General features: G+C 36.6%; 15 protein-coding genes. 2 read left to right on the top strand and 13 right to left on the bottom strand.

Annotation, left to right across the window (positions count from 1 at the left end; genetic code table 11):
- Positions 1-92: 92 nt before the first annotated feature.
- The 11 genes from J7E32_RS05045 to J7E32_RS04995 all read right to left on the bottom strand — a co-directional run bounded on the left by J7E32_RS05045 (position 93) and on the right by J7E32_RS04995 (position 10,877).
- The gene (locus J7E32_RS05045) at positions 93-335 is read right to left on the bottom strand and encodes a hypothetical protein (protein WP_214904561.1); all 243 of its coding nucleotides are present in this window, start codon (positions 333-335) and stop codon (positions 93-95) included.
- A 12-nt stretch (positions 336-347) separates the two neighbouring features.
- The gene (locus J7E32_RS05040) at positions 348-1,022 is read right to left on the bottom strand and encodes a response regulator transcription factor (RefSeq protein ID WP_214904557.1); all 675 of its coding nucleotides are present in this window, start codon (positions 1,020-1,022) and stop codon (positions 348-350) included.
- Complete coding sequence (locus tag J7E32_RS05035; protein WP_286182727.1) at positions 1,019-2,401, bottom strand: sensor histidine kinase; 1,383 nt, start codon at positions 2,399-2,401, stop codon at positions 1,019-1,021. Before J7E32_RS05035 ends, J7E32_RS05040 begins: the two co-directional genes overlap by 4 nt.
- A gap of 463 nt (positions 2,402-2,864) precedes the next feature.
- Positions 2,865-3,479 carry a YdhK family protein gene (locus tag J7E32_RS05030; protein ID WP_214904554.1) on the bottom strand — a complete coding sequence of 205 codons (615 nt, stop codon included), beginning with the start codon at positions 3,477-3,479 and terminating at the stop codon, positions 2,865-2,867.
- A 249-nt stretch (positions 3,480-3,728) separates the two neighbouring features.
- The gene (locus J7E32_RS05025; protein ID WP_192472097.1) at positions 3,729-6,158 is read right to left on the bottom strand and encodes a heavy metal translocating P-type ATPase; all 2,430 of its coding nucleotides are present in this window, start codon (positions 6,156-6,158) and stop codon (positions 3,729-3,731) included.
- A 127-nt stretch (positions 6,159-6,285) separates the two neighbouring features.
- The gene (copZ, locus tag J7E32_RS05020) at positions 6,286-6,492 is read right to left on the bottom strand and encodes a copper chaperone CopZ (RefSeq protein ID WP_192472096.1); all 207 of its coding nucleotides are present in this window, start codon (positions 6,490-6,492) and stop codon (positions 6,286-6,288) included.
- A gap of 14 nt (positions 6,493-6,506) precedes the next feature.
- Entirely contained in the window at positions 6,507-6,848 is a 342-nt protein-coding gene (locus J7E32_RS05015; protein WP_192472095.1) for a metal-sensitive transcriptional regulator, read from the bottom strand.
- A gap of 495 nt (positions 6,849-7,343) precedes the next feature.
- Complete coding sequence (locus tag J7E32_RS05010) at positions 7,344-8,288, bottom strand: F510_1955 family glycosylhydrolase (RefSeq protein WP_214904552.1); 945 nt, start codon at positions 8,286-8,288, stop codon at positions 7,344-7,346.
- A 205-nt stretch (positions 8,289-8,493) separates the two neighbouring features.
- The gene (spoIIP, locus tag J7E32_RS05005) at positions 8,494-9,648 is read right to left on the bottom strand and encodes a stage II sporulation protein P (RefSeq protein ID WP_214904549.1); all 1,155 of its coding nucleotides are present in this window, start codon (positions 9,646-9,648) and stop codon (positions 8,494-8,496) included.
- 169 nt (positions 9,649-9,817) lie between these two features.
- On the bottom strand, positions 9,818-10,144 hold the full coding sequence (locus tag J7E32_RS05000; protein WP_214904546.1) for a four-helix bundle copper-binding protein: 327 nt from the start codon (positions 10,142-10,144) through the stop codon (positions 9,818-9,820).
- Positions 10,145-10,331: 187 nt separating this feature from the next.
- Positions 10,332-10,877 (bottom strand): ferric reductase-like transmembrane domain-containing protein, encoded by a 546-nt coding sequence (locus J7E32_RS04995; protein ID WP_251618377.1) that lies wholly within the window; start codon positions 10,875-10,877, stop codon positions 10,332-10,334.
- Between the two features lie 504 nt (positions 10,878-11,381).
- On the opposite strand from J7E32_RS04995, the gene J7E32_RS04990 reads away from it, so the two are divergent.
- Complete coding sequence (locus J7E32_RS04990) at positions 11,382-12,998, top strand: multicopper oxidase family protein (protein ID WP_214904540.1); 1,617 nt, start codon at positions 11,382-11,384, stop codon at positions 12,996-12,998.
- 551 nt (positions 12,999-13,549) lie between these two features.
- Here J7E32_RS04990 and J7E32_RS04985 read toward each other — a convergent pair.
- On the bottom strand, positions 13,550-14,659 hold the full coding sequence (locus J7E32_RS04985; protein WP_214904537.1) for a YncE family protein: 1,110 nt from the start codon (positions 14,657-14,659) through the stop codon (positions 13,550-13,552).
- Positions 14,660-15,229: 570 nt separating this feature from the next.
- Between J7E32_RS04985 and J7E32_RS04980 the strand changes: the two genes are divergently transcribed.
- Positions 15,230-16,240, top strand: a complete 1,011-nt coding sequence (locus J7E32_RS04980) for a tyrosine-type recombinase/integrase (RefSeq protein WP_214904534.1) — start codon at positions 15,230-15,232, stop codon at positions 16,238-16,240.
- 76 nt (positions 16,241-16,316) lie between these two features.
- On the opposite strand, the gene J7E32_RS04975 is transcribed toward J7E32_RS04980, so the two are convergent.
- Complete coding sequence (locus J7E32_RS04975; RefSeq protein ID WP_214904531.1) at positions 16,317-17,666, bottom strand: hypothetical protein; 1,350 nt, start codon at positions 17,664-17,666, stop codon at positions 16,317-16,319.
- Positions 17,667-17,713 lie beyond the last annotated feature (47 nt).

Genomic DNA, 17,713 nt, shown 5'->3' with positions numbered 1-17,713 from the left:
GGCTGATACACTATAGGTCACTACTGTATAAAATAAAACAGCCTTCCTTGTTCTTGAAGTGAACAAGGAAGGCATAAAAGGGTTATGACTACTTATTTTTTTCGATTAATGCGGTTGAACACCATCCACAGCAACAAACCGATTCCAAGCAATATAAGGAACAGCCAAAAAGCCTGACCGAACCAGAAACGCATATGATGGTACATCATTTGCCTTCCCATCATCATCCCCATGGAAGTTGGCGGGAACCATATCATTCTGACTACGAAAAATAGGAAAAACAACCCTGTTATGGTGGAAAATGTCATTATGATGATCGGCAATAAACGCTTCATTTTTCATCACCACTATTCCATTTTATATCCAATACCCCAAACTGTCTTAACAATAGACTTATCCACTCCAGCTTTCTGCAACTTTTCACGAAGGTTTTTGATATGCGAATCCACAGTCCGGTCCTCACCCATGAATTCAATCCCCCAAATCATATCCACAAGTTGTTCTCGTGATAAGACTTTTCCCCTGTGCTCGATTAGTGCTGCGAGAATGTCGAATTCAGTCTGTGTCAGGTTGATGCTCAACCCTTCATACATTGCTTCCCTCGCGATGAGGTCAATTACCATCCCCTGATACTTCAAGATGTTCTCTCCAGAATTGGAATGGCCGGTCCTCCTAAGGAGTGCTTTGACCCTTACTAGCAGCTCTGCTTCATCAAAAGGTTTGACAAGGTAATCATCCGCCCCTGTTGATAAGCCAGTAACTTTGTCCTGGACAGCACCCTTAGCAGTAAGCATGATAATCGGCAAGTCAGACATTTTACGCACATGCTGTATTGTCTCCCACCCGTCCATCATAGGCATCATTACATCCAGAATCATCAGGTCGTAGTCATCCTTTCGAAGCATGTCAATTGCCTCCTGTCCGTCCTCTGCTTCCTCCACATGATAGCCTTCTTGAAGCAGATAAAGTTTAACCAGCTTTCTCATTTGTGCCTCGTCGTCAACAATCAATATTTTGTTCATTCCACTCTCTCCTTGGAAGTTTTTAAGTAGATGGTAAAAACAGTACCTTCATTCAGCTTACTGTTAACCTGAATCTGTCCACCATGGGCTTCGATAATTTGCTTCACCACATAGAGTCCAAGACCTGTTCCTCCAGTTTTCCTTCCCCTTGAACGTTCCACCCGGTAAAATCTATCCCAAATTCGGGAAAGTTCAGGCTTAGGTATTCCTTCCCCAGTATCACAGATTTCTACAACAACAAGGTCCTTTTTGGTCGAGGATCGAATGGTAATTTCGCCTTCAGTGCTGTATTTTACCGCGTTTTCAAGCAGGTTGTAGAAAACCTGCTCCATTCTCTCTTTATCTACTTTTGTTTTTGGCAGTCCGTCCTCAAGTTCAAGAGTGATCTTCAGTCCTTTTTTTACCACTTCAGGTCTGAGGTTCGTAGCTGTTTTATTAATTAGCTCATTTAGGTTGACCGGCCTTTTATCCAGTTCGAATTTCCCCACCTGAAGCTTGCTCATTTCAAACAGGTCATTAATCATGATGGATAGCCGCTGTGCCTCTTTATTTATGATTGATAAGTACTCCTCTTTTTCTTCGTCGCTATTTGCCATTCCTTTTTTCAACACATCGCTGTACCCTTTGATGTATGTCAAGGGAGTCCGAAGTTCATGGGATACTGCAGCCAGGAATTCATTCCTGCTATCTTCAAAGTATTGAAGTTGTTCACCCAACTTCTGGATAGATATGCCAAGTTGGGCTACTTCATCCTCGCCTTTGACCGGAATCGTTTGCATATACTTTCCCAATGACATTTTAGAAGTGGCTTCCTTCATTGCAAGCAATGGACTGGTCAGTTTTTTTGACAAAATACCGATAAGCCCGAAAGCCAGGAGGATAATCCCAATACTGGCTATTGTGATAAGGGCATTCATGACAAAGACGATTTCTCGGAGGATGTTTGAAGGATAGTACATGTAAACATACCCTTCTTGATCGCCAATAACAGAGACTGAGATGATATAGCGATGGTCCCTCCAATCATCTTCTAGAATATAACTGCTTTTTCTCCTGTTTTCTCCAAGATGCTTCTTCATGTCATTGTCGGGGTCTTTTGAAGCAGCGATGATATTGTTTTCGGAATCTACAATAAGCACCTCAGTTGTGACTCCTTGTTCCATTTCAACCACATGGCCAATCGTTGCCCGGTCGAAGTTTTCTTCTAAAATACGGGCGTGGTTGTTTCCACGCGTGAGGACATCCTGCTTAATATAATCAATCAAGACATTTGTGAAAACACTATAGAGGACCAAACCAAGCAGTAGAAGGAAGCAGACAAATATCCCACTGAACAAAAGGCCCAATTTAAAAGATATATTCTTCAACCTAGAAGGCATATAAAATTCTCACCCTAACTCAATAACTACTTCATTTTATTTGTATTACTCATTTAATAATAGATTAAAAAAATCAAGAAAATGTGGAGAAATCTGATAATCCTAGATTATCGGACGTCTTTCCTGATTCAAGTTGATTCAAGAATCAACTTAGACAAGTCATAAAGTATTGTTTCTTCAAGACTAAAGTTCAATGGCTAAAGCATTTTAATAATTTAGCAACTGATAACCAATTATTCTTTTTTCCACTCTCTGTTTCCTTTAAAACGATCTAGTGAGGCAGAATTGTAGCAAGAATTGAGGCAGTATTTAGAAGAACTAAAATAGAAGAAAGAACATCTTAATTATCTTATATAATGGCCTTTTATTTACAAAGGGTAACTCGAAAAATAATCACATAAAAAAGGGTGTTCAGAAAGTCTAAAATATGACTTACCTGACACCCTGTTACTTTTAAGTTGTTTTATTCAACCGGTGATAGTTCATCTTCTGTTACCCATTTATGATTTTTCACTTCTTCACCATTCGTAGTCAGTGTGAAATCAACCATGTACACTGTTGTTTGTTCAGCAGAATCAATTTCAGCAGTTACCCCGTCCATTCCCTCCATATGTTCAGCATTTATAGTAACTTCTGCTCCAGGTTTAAGTGCTTCTTCTCTGACTCCCTCTAACTCTTCATGAATCACCCATTTATGATCTTCCACTCTTTCTCCCCCGGTAGTCGGAGTATATGAAACAGTATAAACTGTTGTGTCAAATGCCCCTACAATAGTTGCTTCCGAACCTTTCATACCTGGCATATGATCGGATTCAATAATTGCTTTGCTCCCAACTTTATAAGCTGGTGAAGCCGCCTCTTTTAAACCTTCAGGAACTTCACCCGAACCGGACATATCCATATTGCCATGATCCATATCTTCCATATCTTCATCCATATTATCTTGGTTCTCTTCTGTATTGTTATTCCCCGTACTTTCATTTTTTTCTTCATTTGCATTTGCACATGCCCCTAGTAGTAATAAAAGAGAGGTCAGCAATACAAATAGCATTAATCCTTTTGTATTAATTCTTAACATTCAACAAACTCCTCCTTTGGCATTTTAGATTATCTTACCCTGAATTAGTAATTAGACACATCAATTCCCTTAATCTTTTATTCCCCATCTGCGAACATTTATCTGAAAGTCAAAATTATTACTTAATAACTGCATAGAAGGCAATCATTTAAAAATTACTAATCAGTATGGTTTTTTCATAGGTAAGGGAAGAAACGAGAATGACTCAGTAAGTCACTCCCATTTCTTGTACTTTTTTCTAGACCTTTTCTAGCGAATAGGTTTCCATTTTCGTAAAAACAGTGTATTGCCAACTACTGAAACAGAACTGAAAGCCATAGCTCCTCCAGCGAGAATTGGGTTTAAAAGGCCGATTGCTGCAACCGGTATCAATATGACATTATACGCAAATGCCCAGAAAAGATTTTGTTTGATTTTTCTCATTGTAGATTTTGATAAGCTAATTGTATCAACTATTCCCATTAAATCACCTCGCATTAAGGTGATATCCGCAGCTTCCATAGCAACATCTGTACCTGTTCCAATGGCAATACCAACATGCGCAGCAGCTAGTGCTGGTGCATCATTGATACCATCCCCGACCATGGCTACAATTTTCCCTTCCTGCTTCAATTTTTCTACCTCGGCTGATTTGTCTTCTGGGAGAACTTCGGCAAGTACCCGATCAACCCCCACCTGATTGGCGATAGCCTCGGCTGTCAATTTATTATCGCCAGTTATCATAATAACTTCTATGCCCATGTTTTTAAGGTGTTTAATTGCTTTTGCAGATGTTTCCTTTACTGTATCAGCAACTGCGATTATACCGGCAAGGTTGTCATTAACTGCTATTAACATAGCAGTTTTCCCTTCACCTTCAAGTTTTTCCATTCGATTTAATGCAGTATCAATAACGATACTATTTTTGTGCATTAACTTTTTATTCCCTATAAATACCTTTTGATCATTTATGTCCACTTGAATTCCATGCCCTGGGATGGCATTAAAATTTTGAGCATCCTGGAGCTGAAGATTCTTCCCTTTTGCTCCATTAATAATTGCTTCTCCAAGTGGATGCTCTGAACCTTTTTCGGCAGAAGCAGCTAATTGCAATAATTCATTTTCACTGTATTCCCCAAATGTGATGATATCTGTTACATCGGGTTCTCCTTTAGTTATAGTACCGGTCTTATCCAGTACAACGGTAGTTACCCGCTGTGCTGTTTGAAGATGTTCAGCTCCTTTAATAAGGAGGCCATTTTCAGCACCTTTTCCAGTACCAACCATTACTGCAGTTGGTGTAGCCAAGCCTAATGCACAAGGACATGCAATAACCAGCACAGCAATAGTGCTGACAAGGGCAGGCGTAAATCCTGCCAGGAAATAAGTTATAGCAAAAGTACCTAATGCAATTAGTATGACAATCGGGACAAAGATTCCAGATATTTTATCGGCAAGTTTCTGAATAGGGGCTTTTGAGCCCTGAGCTTCTTCGACAAGTTTGATAATTTGAGCTAACGCAGTATCCTTTCCAACTTTGGTCGCTTTAAAGGTAAACGCCCCGTGTTTATTTACAGTTGCTCCAATAACTGTGTCGCCTTTTCCTTTTGTAACAGGCATACTTTCACCGGTAAGCATGGATTCATCAACTGTAGTATTTCCCTCGATTATTTCTCCATCTACTGGAACCTTTTCTCCTGCTCGAACAAAAATCAAGTCACCTGTTTGAACCTCTTCTAGTGGAATATCAAGTTCTTCTCCATTTCGTAGGACCTTTGCTGTTTTTGCTTGAAGTCCCATGAGCGTTTTAATTGCTTCAGATGTTTGCCCTTTTGCCCTTGTTTCAAGCAATTTCCCCAAAACAATTAAGGTCATAACAATGGCAGCTGCTTCATAATACAAAAATTGCCCTGTTCCTAATATCGTGACAATTAAACTGTAAAAATATGCGGCTGAAGTTCCCAGTACAACTAAAACTGCCATGTTTGCACTGCCCCCACGAACCGCGTTGAAGGCATCACGGTAATAATGGCCTCCTACATAGAATTGAACTGGAGTAGCAAGAAGGAATTGAACCCATGGACTCATATGAAAAAACATCCCATTTCCATATTCCATCGCAAAATCCGATATCATTTGAATTAAGAAAAACACAGAAAGGATTGCCCCTACAGTGAATTTTCTGACCTGCGTTTTGTATTCCTTTTCCCTTGCGCTACGCTCATAATCATCATTACTATCGCCTACTACCCTGGCATCGTAGCCGACTTTTTTTACAGCCGCCATTATTTGCTCGATATTTGTGTTGCCAGGAATATATTCGATAATTGCTTTTTCAGTTGCTAAATTGACAGCTGCGCTAGTAACTCCTTCAACCTTTTTCAAGCCTTTTTCAACACGAGTTGAACATGATGCACATGTCATTCCAATGATATCGAGTTGGACTTTTTCCTCCTGAACTCCATAGCCCGTCTTTTTTATTTTCGCAATGACATCATTAACAGAAGCAACAGCAGGATCATATATAACAGAAGCTTTCTCAGTAGCGAGGTTCACATTAGCCTTTTGTACACCTGGAACTTTGGCAATGTTTTTCTCGATGCGTGTCGCACACGCAGCACATGTCATTCCAGTGATACTCAATGTAACGTTTTCTTCTGAAAGATCAGTTTGAGTCTTTGCTATTGATTTCTCACCCATTTTTCTTCCTCCTTTTTAGCTGGAAATGAGGATAAATACTATATTATCAAGATTGGTTATATACCCATGCAGGGTATACATGTTATTAAAAGAAAGGGTGTCGCATTAAGCACACCCTTCTTCATAATTAATTCACATCATAACCTTGATCATCAATAGTTTCCTTAATCTTATCCAGGGAAACTTCCGTTGGACTGTATTCCACATCGACTTTTCCGCTTTCAAGATAAACTTTAACATTTGAAACTCCAGGTAATTCTCCTACACTACCTTCAATCGCTTTAACACAATGTCCACACGACATACCAAGTACATTTAATGTTACCTTTTCCATTTCTAACAGCTCCTTTACTTTTTTATTAACTTATGAATTGTAACGAGTACTTCATCTAATACATCGAAATCTCCTTGCTCCAGGCGGTCCACTACGCATCCCTTTAAATGTCCTTCTAAAAGAACTTTTGCCACGCTGTTCAAAGCAGATTGGGTTGCTGATATTTGTGTAATGACATCATCACAATAAGTGTCTCTTTCGATTAAACCTTTTATGCCACGTATTTGACCTTCTATCCGGTTTAGTCGAATCAAAAGTGAGTTTTTCACTTTATCCGAGTGATGACTTTTCCTTTCGAGCTCGTAACAATTTACTTCATCAGCAATTAAAGTATTCGTTTTTATTTCAGGTTGCATTTAGCTTCCCCCCTTCTATAACCAATATACTATACCCCTGTACCCTATGTAAATATAAACAAATTAATTTTTAGAAAAATATGTAATTAATGTGAACGCAAAACAAGATAAGCATTGCACTTGATTTTCAGTTTGCTTTTTTGGTATTGCCTGCCTACTACCTGTGTATCTTTTTGCACATAAAAAGGGTTTATCATTTGAGTGTCATAAAGATATTTAGCAAGTTGAATACTCGATCCTGCGAACCCATTTCCCAAGCATGGTTGCCATCTAAAACCTTGGAATGTCTTCTAAAGACCTGCAGAACCGGGTTTATTGTTCTCTTCGGGGACATAAAAAAATTGAATGATTGGCACTATTACGGAGAATTTAGGAAAAGCCATCCTCTATTATTTATACTTGGATGGCTTTTAGCTTATCCTTCACTCTTTTGACAGTAAACTTCATACAATTCTATATAATTTTCACTATCAGGTTGCATTTCTATTTAAGAGATTACTTTTCTCCTGACTTCCTACTTGTACCTTCTTCAACAATTTCATCCCATGTTTTGCCACTATCACTACTTGTATATACATTTAGTAAATCGGTTGCAAATGAGAGCTCTTTTTTGTTTTCACGGTTTACGGCAATATAAGAGATATTTCCCTCAAAGTTTTGGGGCATATTTAAATTACTGAAACTACTATCACTGATATTAATTTGTAAGATTCGCTTGTCACCATTATTTGTTCCTGCAATTATTGTATCATCCTCTGAAAATACAGCAGCACTCACACTTAAATCCGTTACTATCTGTTCAAACGAATCCCCATAGTTCTCAGAAAGATAGAGACCCTGATCTGTTCCAATTGCGAATGTTCCATTTTTGGAAGGATGTGCCGCCATTACTAAAGGAGAGCCGGAAATCCCTTGCAAATTCATTAAATTCCAGGTTTCTCCCTGATTATTTGAGTAGTAAAATCCTCGTTCTTTCATTTTGGAATTAGGTTCAGATGCAAAGACATAGATTTCTTCTGTTTCGTACCCTACGGACAATGCATGGAAATCTGCCTCCCCATGCAAATCAACTACATCAACTGTCTGTCCATTGTCCTTGCTTTTTACAATTCCTAAGGGATTTTGAAGGTTAGAACCAGGTGCTGGGTGTCCACTGCTGTAAAATCCATCCTTAACGGGTGAATACCCCATATAATCATTTTTTGGTCCTTCTGGTATTGACCATGATCCATTAGAGTATACCTTTAAACCATCATGGACTGCTGCAATTAACTTTTCTCCATCTTCTGAATAGCTCAGACCATGCAAGTCAGAAAATGTCATTTTATTTCCTCCGTTATTAGGAAGAAGAATTATAATCACGAATAAACCCATTACTACTAGAAAGAGCCACCCTAAGCCAAACTTTTGCTCTTTGTTTTGTTTCTTCTTTTTAGTCATCGTTTCCTCCTGAAATTTATTATTCCTTTACTTTTGTTACTAATATCCCATAAAGCTGTGCATTTTTTATGAAGCACCGATATTGACAAACGGTTCTGATTTAACAAGAGGGAGATGGGCAAACTTTGAAGAATTGGGTTTCGATCTTCTGTCAAAAGTTCCGTAGGTGGATAGAGTTATAGACTCTATCACAATCGCAAAACTATCAATTCCCGTTTACTTCCTCAGCTTCCCAATAATATTCACTGAAAACTTCCGCAAATGCTTTAATAGAATGATCCAATTCAATGCTATTATTCTCTATTCCTCCAAACTCAAGCAGCATCGATTGGCTGGAAAGGTCCTGATTATATACTCCATTTCCATCATCTTTTGTCTTTACAAAAACACCTCTGCTGATTCCTGGGAATTTCTCTTCTAGCATTTTATTCAATTCTTTGGCTAAGGCAAGATTACTTTCATAGTTTTTATTTTCCCTCCCCACTATAAAAAATAATCTTGCAAACGGTTTTCCGTTGATCATTGTAGTTGTAAGCTTTTTAGGTTGGGAATCCCTGTGAATATCTATAAGATAACTAATAGAAGATTCTTGTGCCATTACCTCTTTTACTGACTCTCTTGAAAGCGTATATGAATCATTGTAATTCCAATTTTTCTTTTTTAATTCCTCTGTAACATTGGACGTGCTGTGGCTTGCTCCAATGCCTTTTTTCATTAATTCGTCTCTTAGCTTTTTCCCCACTGCTATTATGTTTTTACTTTCATTTAAACTTACAGCTTCATTTGCGGTCTTCTTTCCAGGCAATGAGGGCAAAAAAGCTTCCCAGCTGTGGGAATGATAAATATATGCCACATCCTTTCCGGTATTAAGGACAGGCGAAATCCCTTTTTCTTGTGAAACATTTTTTTCGCCTAGCTCCTGTTCTGCCATTTCTTTCTCTTTCAAAAGCACTTCTAACGGAGGAGCAGATTCCATTGGCATTGTGGTAAGATCTGTCCCAATTCCTGCGATAGCAATTTCGGTATTAAAGTTGAAAAAACCTGGAATTTCTCGACCGAGAAATGTTCTAGTGTCTTCTGGCCAAATATTTGTAAAAGAGAGAAATACTGCTCGGGAGATAGAGGGTGTTTCTTGTTCATTAATAACTGAGCTAAGCGATCCTATTTCAGTTGCCATGAGACTTAGGATGATATTAGTATGTACGTTTTCGCTAGTAGCTGTAATAAAGGAAGAATTTATTTTTTCTTTAAAATCAAGAAAATTAATGAAAAATATAATACTAATAATTAAGAAAAAAAACGCGAAATAAATCTTGTGAACTCTTATTAAAAATATAGTATTTTGATGTCTTTTGTTCATTCGTTCACTCCGTTCTAAAACTATCAACTTACTCGATTTATATGACCGGAAATAGAATAATAGACTAGATTTCCATGTAGACTTTTAGGGTAAGGGCTTTGCCGGCATGTCGGAATTCAGACATCTTGAAGACAAAAAAACAGACACCAAGTGTCTGTTTTTTGGGTTACTATACCATTTGTCGGCATGCTTCTGCACATTTAAAGCAAGCATCTGCACATTTTTGACAGTGTTCATGTGAATGCTTCTTGCATTCGTTTCCGCAAGCCTCGCAAATATCTGCACATAACAGGCAGATTTGTTTTACGAAAGGACTGTTTGATTGCATAGATTTGGCAGCGAAAGCACAAATGTCAGCGCATTCCCGATCCATTCTTATACAATCTGCCATCATTTTTAAGTCTTCTTCATGGAAACAAGCATCATAGCATACATTGCAAGCCTCCAAACATTCAAGGCAAGCCTGAATACACTGTTCATAAGTTTGGTTATACATAGAATCACCCTTTCTGTTTTTTCCTTTCATTTGATAGGATACCCATGCATTAAGTAAATAAACTGCATATAAAATGCATATCTCTTAAGATGCTCACAGTAACACACTTAAATAAATGAAACTGAAAATACAATCGCAAGGCATATTTTTCTAATTGAAAAAAATAAGAACTCTATTCTATTTTCCTTCAATTTTTGCTTTGGTAGACGCTTCGAATAAAAACAGCCCATTGCAGCACGAGAATAACTGTTACGGTTACTAAAAAAGGTTTTTGTACCCAATTATAACTGCCTAATCTAAAAAAGAAGAGAAAAAATGCAGTGTGCAATACTACTAGAATATAAAGTGTCCCACTTTTCTTTTGGAGGTAGTCCCAACTCCTTCCCCCTAATATTTTTATTGCATAATTATTTGATATTAAAGCAAGCAGAAATAAGTAAGCTAATCCCACAGCACCAACTAGGTTAGCGAGGGTGAAACCAGGATCAAACGAAAGCTGGCCAGTTTCTTGGTTCACGCCAATGATCAGTCTGATCGGTTCCCAGTAAAACCACCCCTGGAATAGTACATATACATGTAGTAAAGCCATGATAAAACACCAAATCCCTAACTCCCTTCTCCATGATAAAAAGCGAATAAATAGGTTATTTAATCTACTTAATGGACCGATTATAATGGTAATGAAGAGAAGAATAAGAGATACATCAGCATAAGATCTATTCCAAGCATGCATGGGACTCCATTCGGAGCGACTACTTAAGAATAGGTAGACAAGAATACTGCTTGTCAATCCAACAACCATGTGTCTGATAAATAAGTTCATTAAAGTTATTCCTTTCTAAATTAACAGTCCTATATAATGAATTAAATTGAATGAGATGCGCAATAAAATATTAGAAAAAAACGCCTTTTTCTTTAACCATAAATTTCAGACAAGAATATACACACTCTGGTACAAGCAACGAAACACAAAGAAAATTAAAAAGCCCATTTATATAGCAGGGCTTTTAACTTCCTTCCTGTTTTATCCAAATTCGCCACCTCCTATTTAAACAATCTTAACATTACTTTTTGCAGAAATTTCTAATTATTAATTGATAAAATAAAACTTTACAAAAATTTCATGGTAACTCATACCCAAATAACTATTTTCTAAAAAAACGACGAATTTTCATCCATAATTTCTGCAATTATTTGTATTATGATTTCCTTAAAAAAATTTCAGGAGGTATACAGCATGAAATTAAAGTTCCTTTCAATTCTCATTTTCTCCACCCTTTTTATTGCTGCCTGTTCCAGTAGCAGTATGAGTGAAATGGATCATAAAAACATGGAAGAAGAACCTAGCTCTGAAGTAAAAGAAAATTTAGAAGGTCTACAAACTGCTAACGTTACTGAAACACTTACTGGCAATGAAATAAATATTATTGCCAAAGAAGCCAAGCATCAGCTAAGTGAGGATGTTAGTGTAAAAGCACTTACTTTCAATGGTTCTGTTCCCGGCTCCCAAATTCGGGTAAAGCAAGGAGAGAAATTAAAAATAAATCTTAAAAATGAACTGAATGAACCAATCTCTATACACTGGCATGGAATTACAGTGCCAAATGAAATGGATGGCATCCCAGGTGTGACACAAAATGCAGTCCAGCCAGGTGAAAGCTTCACCTATGAATTTACCCCTGAGGATCCGGGAACTTATATGTATCATACCCATCAAAATGCTGTTGAACAAATGGATAAAGGGCTTTATGGTTCATTTATTGTAGAGCCAAATGATAAGTCTTATGATCGTGATTATACCCTTATGCTAGACGAGTGGATGAGCAAGCCAGAAGAAGCTGAATCCAGTATGGAGGGAATGGACCACGGTAATATGGATTCAGACGAGGACAGTGATAAAGAAACTGATTCTGGTGGCATGGATCACGGCGATATGGGGTCAAATGAGAATGAAAGCATGGATGGAATGGAAGAAATGGGCCACGATATGAGTGCTTACGATATCTTTACGATAAATGGCAAAAGCGGTAACAGCATTGAACCATTAAAGGTCAAAGAAGGAGAAAAGGTCAGAATTCGTCTTGTCAATGTAGGGTATATGTCTCATAAAATTCACCTGCATGGCCATGACTTTAAAGTCGCAGCAATTGACGGACAAGAACTAAATAAACCAAAAGAATTGAAGGATCAAGTAATCTCAATAGCACCCGGTGAGAGATATGACATTGAGTTTACGGCAAACAACCCTGGAGAATGGTTCATAGAGTGCCACGGAGATATGGAAGGTTCAAGTGGAATGAATACAAAAATTCAATATGAAAACTCTACTGATTCAGCTGACAAATCTAACAAGTCCGAAGATTTACCTGAATTTTCCTTTATGAATTATGGCGGCTCTGAAAAGGGTGAATTTTCACTGGATCAAAAATATGATATTGAATATAAAATGGATTTAAACACAACGATGGATGGCAACGAAATGGCATATACGATTAACGGCAAAACTTTCCCAGAAACTGATAGTATAAATGTCGAGGAAGGCGATCTTGTTAAAGTAACACTGACCAACAATTCTATGATGGATGACCATCCTATGCACTTGCATGGTCACTTCTTCCAGGTTCTTAGCAAAAATGGAAAACCTGTAGAAGGTGCTCCAATCATGAAAGATACGATTAATTTAAAACCTGGTGATGAATATGTCGTTGCATTTAAAGCAGACAATCCTGGTAACTGGCTATTCCATTGTCACGATTTGCATCATGCCACTGCAGGAATGGTGAATATGGTTAAATATGATGGGTTTAAAGTAAACTTCACTCCCGATCCTGATGCAAATAATAAACCTGAATAATAACATCTTCCGTTAGAGCATTAAAATGTAGAATAAGAAACTGATTTCAAAGAGGAAGCCTACCTGGCTTCCTTTTTTACTTTCAGTCCCTTCTTCAATCGGTATATATAGCCTTTCACCAATGTGTTTTTCCGATTTCCTCCCTAGTTGGAACCTAACTAGATTTAGTCCTCGCAACTTCTTCTAAACTTACCGGAGTTGTTGATATTGGCCTCTTTCTTTACGAAAGACTGAAGTTTTCAAGCCACTTTCCGGCAGTCGAAGTCAAATTGCGTTGGCTATCAGGCTAGCCTTTTGAATCGCTTAACAGTTGCTGCCAACAGCACGATTCTTTTATACTTGTCCATTCATCTCCCCGATTAGTTTACTTGTATTTACTGTCCATTTTACTAGCTTCATGGTATACAAAGCCTCCTTTACTAAGGGGAACCCTTAATTCATTTTGATTCTATAAGTCAAATGTGTAGAAACAATCGAGTTTATGTGACGAATAATTGTATTCATTCATGCAAAAAGTCGCCCCCCAAGATAAGAGGCGCGGCATCCATCCATTACTTCATGATCGTGATCCCATTTGGGACTTCTCCAACCTGAATCGTTTGTTTTACTTCTTTCGCTTCAAGATCTATAATGCTTACCGTATCTTCGAACATATTGGTCACATACGCCGTCTTACTGTCACCGCTCAGCACCACACCATGCGCTCCTTTACCCGTTTCAATTGTGGAAACTGCTGCTTTTGATTTCAAATCTACAATCGTTATGCTATTAGAAGGATTACTCTCTGTTCCCTGATTGGCCACGTAGGCAAATTGATCATTAGCATCAAGATATACTTGAGCCGGGCCAATACCGACTCCTACCTTCTCTATGTTTCCACTTTCAAGATCAACAATTGCCAGAGCATTTTCAGCATTGAGCGTTGTTACCAATGTCTTCCCATCAGCGCTTATTCCTGTCGTGACCGGAGCGGCACCTACCTGTATTTTGCGATCTTCTTTCATTGATTCGAGATTAATGACACTGACAGAATCCTCACCCATGTTCGCTATATAAGCATGCTTGCTGTCGCTTGATATCCTGAAGCCATGCGGGCCTTTCCCTGTTCCTATTGTATTGACCACAGTGTAGTCTTTAGTATCAATAACGGAAACATTATTGTCCTCATTGTTTGTGACAAGGGCGTATTTTCCATCCTCTGTATACACAACATGGGCCGGATGGCTGCCGACTTCTACTTCTTTCAGCAACTCATCTGATTCAGTATCATAAAAAAGGGCAGTGCCATTCATTTTCATTTCATGTCCTCCATCATCATGCTCGTCACCTCCGTGAGCCCCCATGCTCGGGACGATCGTAGCAGCAACTGTCTTTCCATCGGGTGACACTTGAATATTATGGACAACCCCATCTGCTTGAATCGTTTTAACAACCTCATTGTTCATAGCATTTACCTTGCTTATTGTTCCCCCTTCATTGGCTGTAAAATAAAACTTGTCTACCTGAGCATTTTTTGATGCTTGTTCTGATTTTTCTTCGACTTGCTGCTTTTCCTTGGCAGTCGCCTCTGTAACATCTTTGGCAGGTTCGATACCACACCCGGCAAGATAGATACCTGCTGCTATCACTAAACTTATCCCTCTAAAATAAGATTTTCTCATGATCTGAATTCCTCCTTAATGTGATTACACCGATAGCATAACCGGGTTCTCCTATCGGAAATGTGATGCACATCACAAAAAGAAAAATATCAAGAAACATTTTAACAATTTCTTGAAATTCATATTTACTGCAATATTTTAATCTACAATATACAATTTCTACCGATATAGACTTCGTAATGCATGGCTTTCATTAACGCTTGAACTCCTGATTCTCACCAATTATGATCAACTAGTTCATTAACAGAATTCATTCAAGATTATTGGGAACTACCTTCATTTTTAAGGAGCTGTGGATAAGCTGAGATAATTGTATAGAAATGATTTTGATTTTAATTAGGTGTAGTTGGTTCCTAGAAATGACGCCACTTTTAAAGGTAAAAGTGTGTTTGGTTGCAAAATAATGAGCTTCAAGTATTTTAAAGACTAACTAGACAAGAACGAACCCCAAAATAGGCCTCAAATAATTGGAACATTTTTAGATATTATTTTTAGTTAATTTCTATAGTAGACTAATTACACGTTTAATCTTTCCTAGTTAAAAATGAAGTAATTCGGGAGAAAAGCAGAATGAATTTACATGAAGGAAAATTAAAAACAATTGAAAATATAAAGGGCCAACTTCCGTGGTTTGTTAATGAGTTCTTGGATGTTAAAATTAAAAATAAACGCTCGTTTGATACAGTATATGGATATGCCTCGGACATCCATCATTTTTTAAATTGGAATTGTGAACAAGGAATATTTATATCTAGGACCTCTGAATCTGTTACTTTATACGATTTAGAAAAGTTGAGTAAGAATGAAGTTCAAGAATATCTAAATTGGCTAGAGTTCGAAATGAAACATTCGGATAATACAATTAACCGAAAAATTTCATCCCTCCGTTCATTATTTGTATATCTTACAGTAGAATATGAAGATGATGATGGTGAGAGTTATTTTAACAGAAATGTTATGAACTATATTCATTTGAGAAAGAAAACGAAGCAAACAGTAGCTAATGAAATTTCAACCATTATTTTATCCGGAAGTAAAACAAAGGAATTATTAGACTTTATAATAAATGATTATGAAAGAGAAAATATTTCAGCACGGCAACGCACATCCTTCCAAAAGAATAAAAATAGAGATATAACAATTGTTAGCTTGATTTTAGAATCTGGCTTACGTGCAGCAGAAGTAATTTCGTTAAAAGAAAATGATATAAAGTGGGAGGAAAAAATAATAATAGTTATAAGAAAAGGAGAAAAAGTCTTAGTACCAATTTCACTAACAGCTTTGACTCACTTAAAAGTTCACTATTCTAAATTGATAAAGGAAAGTTTTTTAAATGAAAGTAAAACCTTATTTGGGAAAAACCATTTAGGAAGTTACACACCCCTTTCAATTCGAAGCATTCAACTAATAGTTGAGAAATATACAAATTCATTCTCAAAAAGTATGAGTCCCCAACAACTTAGACAATCTTATGCGGTACAACATTGGAACCGTAATAAAGATGTATTAACCTTATTAAGTCTACTAGGTAATTCTGATGCGAGAATATTAGATATATTAACAAGAATCAAATCGGACTAGATAATAATAAGCAGAATGAACCAAATGCCTTTTAGGTATTTGGTTTGTTAACTTTTGATAAGATAATTTAACTTGGTTACTTTTTCCAAATGTGAAGGTTAACAGAATCTTTTTGGTCCTTATTTATTTCAACTATAAAAGTTGGTATGTAATCCAATTCTAGAGGACAATAATAATAAGTATTTTCATTGACTTCCCTTCGCTGAAAGTGCTCGAACCAACAATAGAAATAGTTAGTAATAACCTTTCCATAAATTTTATTAATTAACCACAAAACTAATTTGCGAGTTCTAAATTTTTCATCAATAGAGGATATCGTTGTATAAAAAAGTCTTTCAAAAAAACCATGTTCTTGGTAGCAATAAACTTTAAAATTAAGGTAAGAATCATGAGTTTTTGAAATTTTTTTCTCTACTTCAGAAATATTATTAAGCCCCTCAATAAACTTTCTCCAATGAACGTAAGTGTTTGAGTATGGACACTTTGGTTTAACAGGATGATTTCTTATATTCAATTCTATACATTTTTTGTGTTTAAATAATATGGTAGCTTTAAGGTGCCTTACAATAGAATAAAAGGTTTTTAGAGTAGATAAATACAGTAATTTAAAGTCGTTTTCAGTAAAATTGAATTTCTCTTCATGATTAGTTGCTTTTGGACTACTGAAGGTAAGGCACTCTTCTTTACCAATATTCACTTTATATTTATTAGATAAAATGTAGTTATACTTCTCTAAAGCAGCCTCCCTGACAAAGAATACACATGGATCAAAATAAAGAGTTACATTTCCTTTATTTGATTTTTTTTCAATTAATTCTTTTGTAACAGCACAGCTTAACTGAAATTTATTTGAGTTTACTGTTTGCCATTTCTTTTTTGAATTAAAAAACAAATGAACTTTTTCGCTTGTTTCTACATCTCTACTTACTGCATTAAGTTGAAAATTACTATCAAGAGAAGCATCAACTATAATATTCTTTTTATGGTTAGTGATAGCCAAAGGTATTTTATGAAAAGGGCAGTAGCTTAAGAACTTAAATTGATGGAATATGCTATGATAATTAAACTCTATACATGTTTTGCAAGTTGTAACTTCCTTTCTAAACAACTTTTCAAGAGGGAAATTATCAATTGGTAGTCCAGTAGAAAGTAATTTGACTATGTTCAATTGATGTTTATAGAGATCATAACCAATTAATATATTCGTCTCTGAATTAAATTCAGAAAAATATATTGAGCGATTGTTAGCTGGAGCAATTTTATCACTTGCGAACAGATGTAAAATTTCTTTATTGCTAATATTGTTTGCTAGCTTTATTTTTTCAAATATACTCCAAATTGATTCAAACTTATTAATCCAGCTATTATTCCAGTTTAATAAAGATTTTTTCTTTATATCCTTATTAATTATTATAATTGTACCCATTATGTTCCTACCCCCTCACTATCATTACTTGAGTCTTGCAAAAAACA

Source organism: Bacillus sp. ISL-55, assembly GCF_018613155.1.
Taxonomy (GTDB): domain Bacteria; phylum Bacillota; class Bacilli; order Bacillales; family Cytobacillaceae; genus Mesobacillus.
The sequence above is the reverse complement of the archived record's forward strand: the minus strand, read 5'-3'. Positions and strand labels throughout refer to the sequence as shown.

Coding starts and splice junctions, on each gene's coding strand:
- J7E32_RS05015 (WP_192472095.1), bottom strand. CDS start 6,848: ATGCAACCTGAAATAAAAACGAATACTTTAATTGCTGATGAAGTAAAT.
- J7E32_RS04990 (WP_214904540.1), top strand. CDS start 11,382: ATGAAATTAAAGTTCCTTTCAATTCTCATTTTCTCCACCCTTTTTATT.
- J7E32_RS04980 (WP_214904534.1), top strand. CDS start 15,230: ATGAATTTACATGAAGGAAAATTAAAAACAATTGAAAATATAAAGGGC.
- J7E32_RS05040 (WP_214904557.1), bottom strand. CDS start 1,022: ATGAACAAAATATTGATTGTTGACGACGAGGCACAAATGAGAAAGCTG.
- J7E32_RS05025 (WP_192472097.1), bottom strand. CDS start 6,158: ATGGGTGAGAAATCAATAGCAAAGACTCAAACTGATCTTTCAGAAGAA.
- J7E32_RS05045 (WP_214904561.1), bottom strand. CDS start 335: ATGAAGCGTTTATTGCCGATCATCATAATGACATTTTCCACCATAACA.
- J7E32_RS05010 (WP_214904552.1), bottom strand. CDS start 8,288: ATGACTAAAAAGAAGAAACAAAACAAAGAGCAAAAGTTTGGCTTAGGG.
- copZ (WP_192472096.1), bottom strand. CDS start 6,492: ATGGAAAAGGTAACATTAAATGTACTTGGTATGTCGTGTGGACATTGT.
- J7E32_RS04995 (WP_251618377.1), bottom strand. CDS start 10,877: ATGCATGCTTGGAATAGATCTTATGCTGATGTATCTCTTATTCTTCTC.
- J7E32_RS05000 (WP_214904546.1), bottom strand. CDS start 10,144: ATGTATAACCAAACTTATGAACAGTGTATTCAGGCTTGCCTTGAATGT.
- spoIIP (WP_214904549.1), bottom strand. CDS start 9,648: ATGAACAAAAGACATCAAAATACTATATTTTTAATAAGAGTTCACAAG.
- J7E32_RS05030 (WP_214904554.1), bottom strand. CDS start 3,479: ATGTTAAGAATTAATACAAAAGGATTAATGCTATTTGTATTGCTGACC.
- J7E32_RS04975 (WP_214904531.1), bottom strand. CDS start 17,666: ATGGGTACAATTATAATAATTAATAAGGATATAAAGAAAAAATCTTTA.
- J7E32_RS04985 (WP_214904537.1), bottom strand. CDS start 14,659: ATGAGAAAATCTTATTTTAGAGGGATAAGTTTAGTGATAGCAGCAGGT.
- J7E32_RS05035 (WP_286182727.1), bottom strand. CDS start 2,401: ATGCCTTCTAGGTTGAAGAATATATCTTTTAAATTGGGCCTTTTGTTC.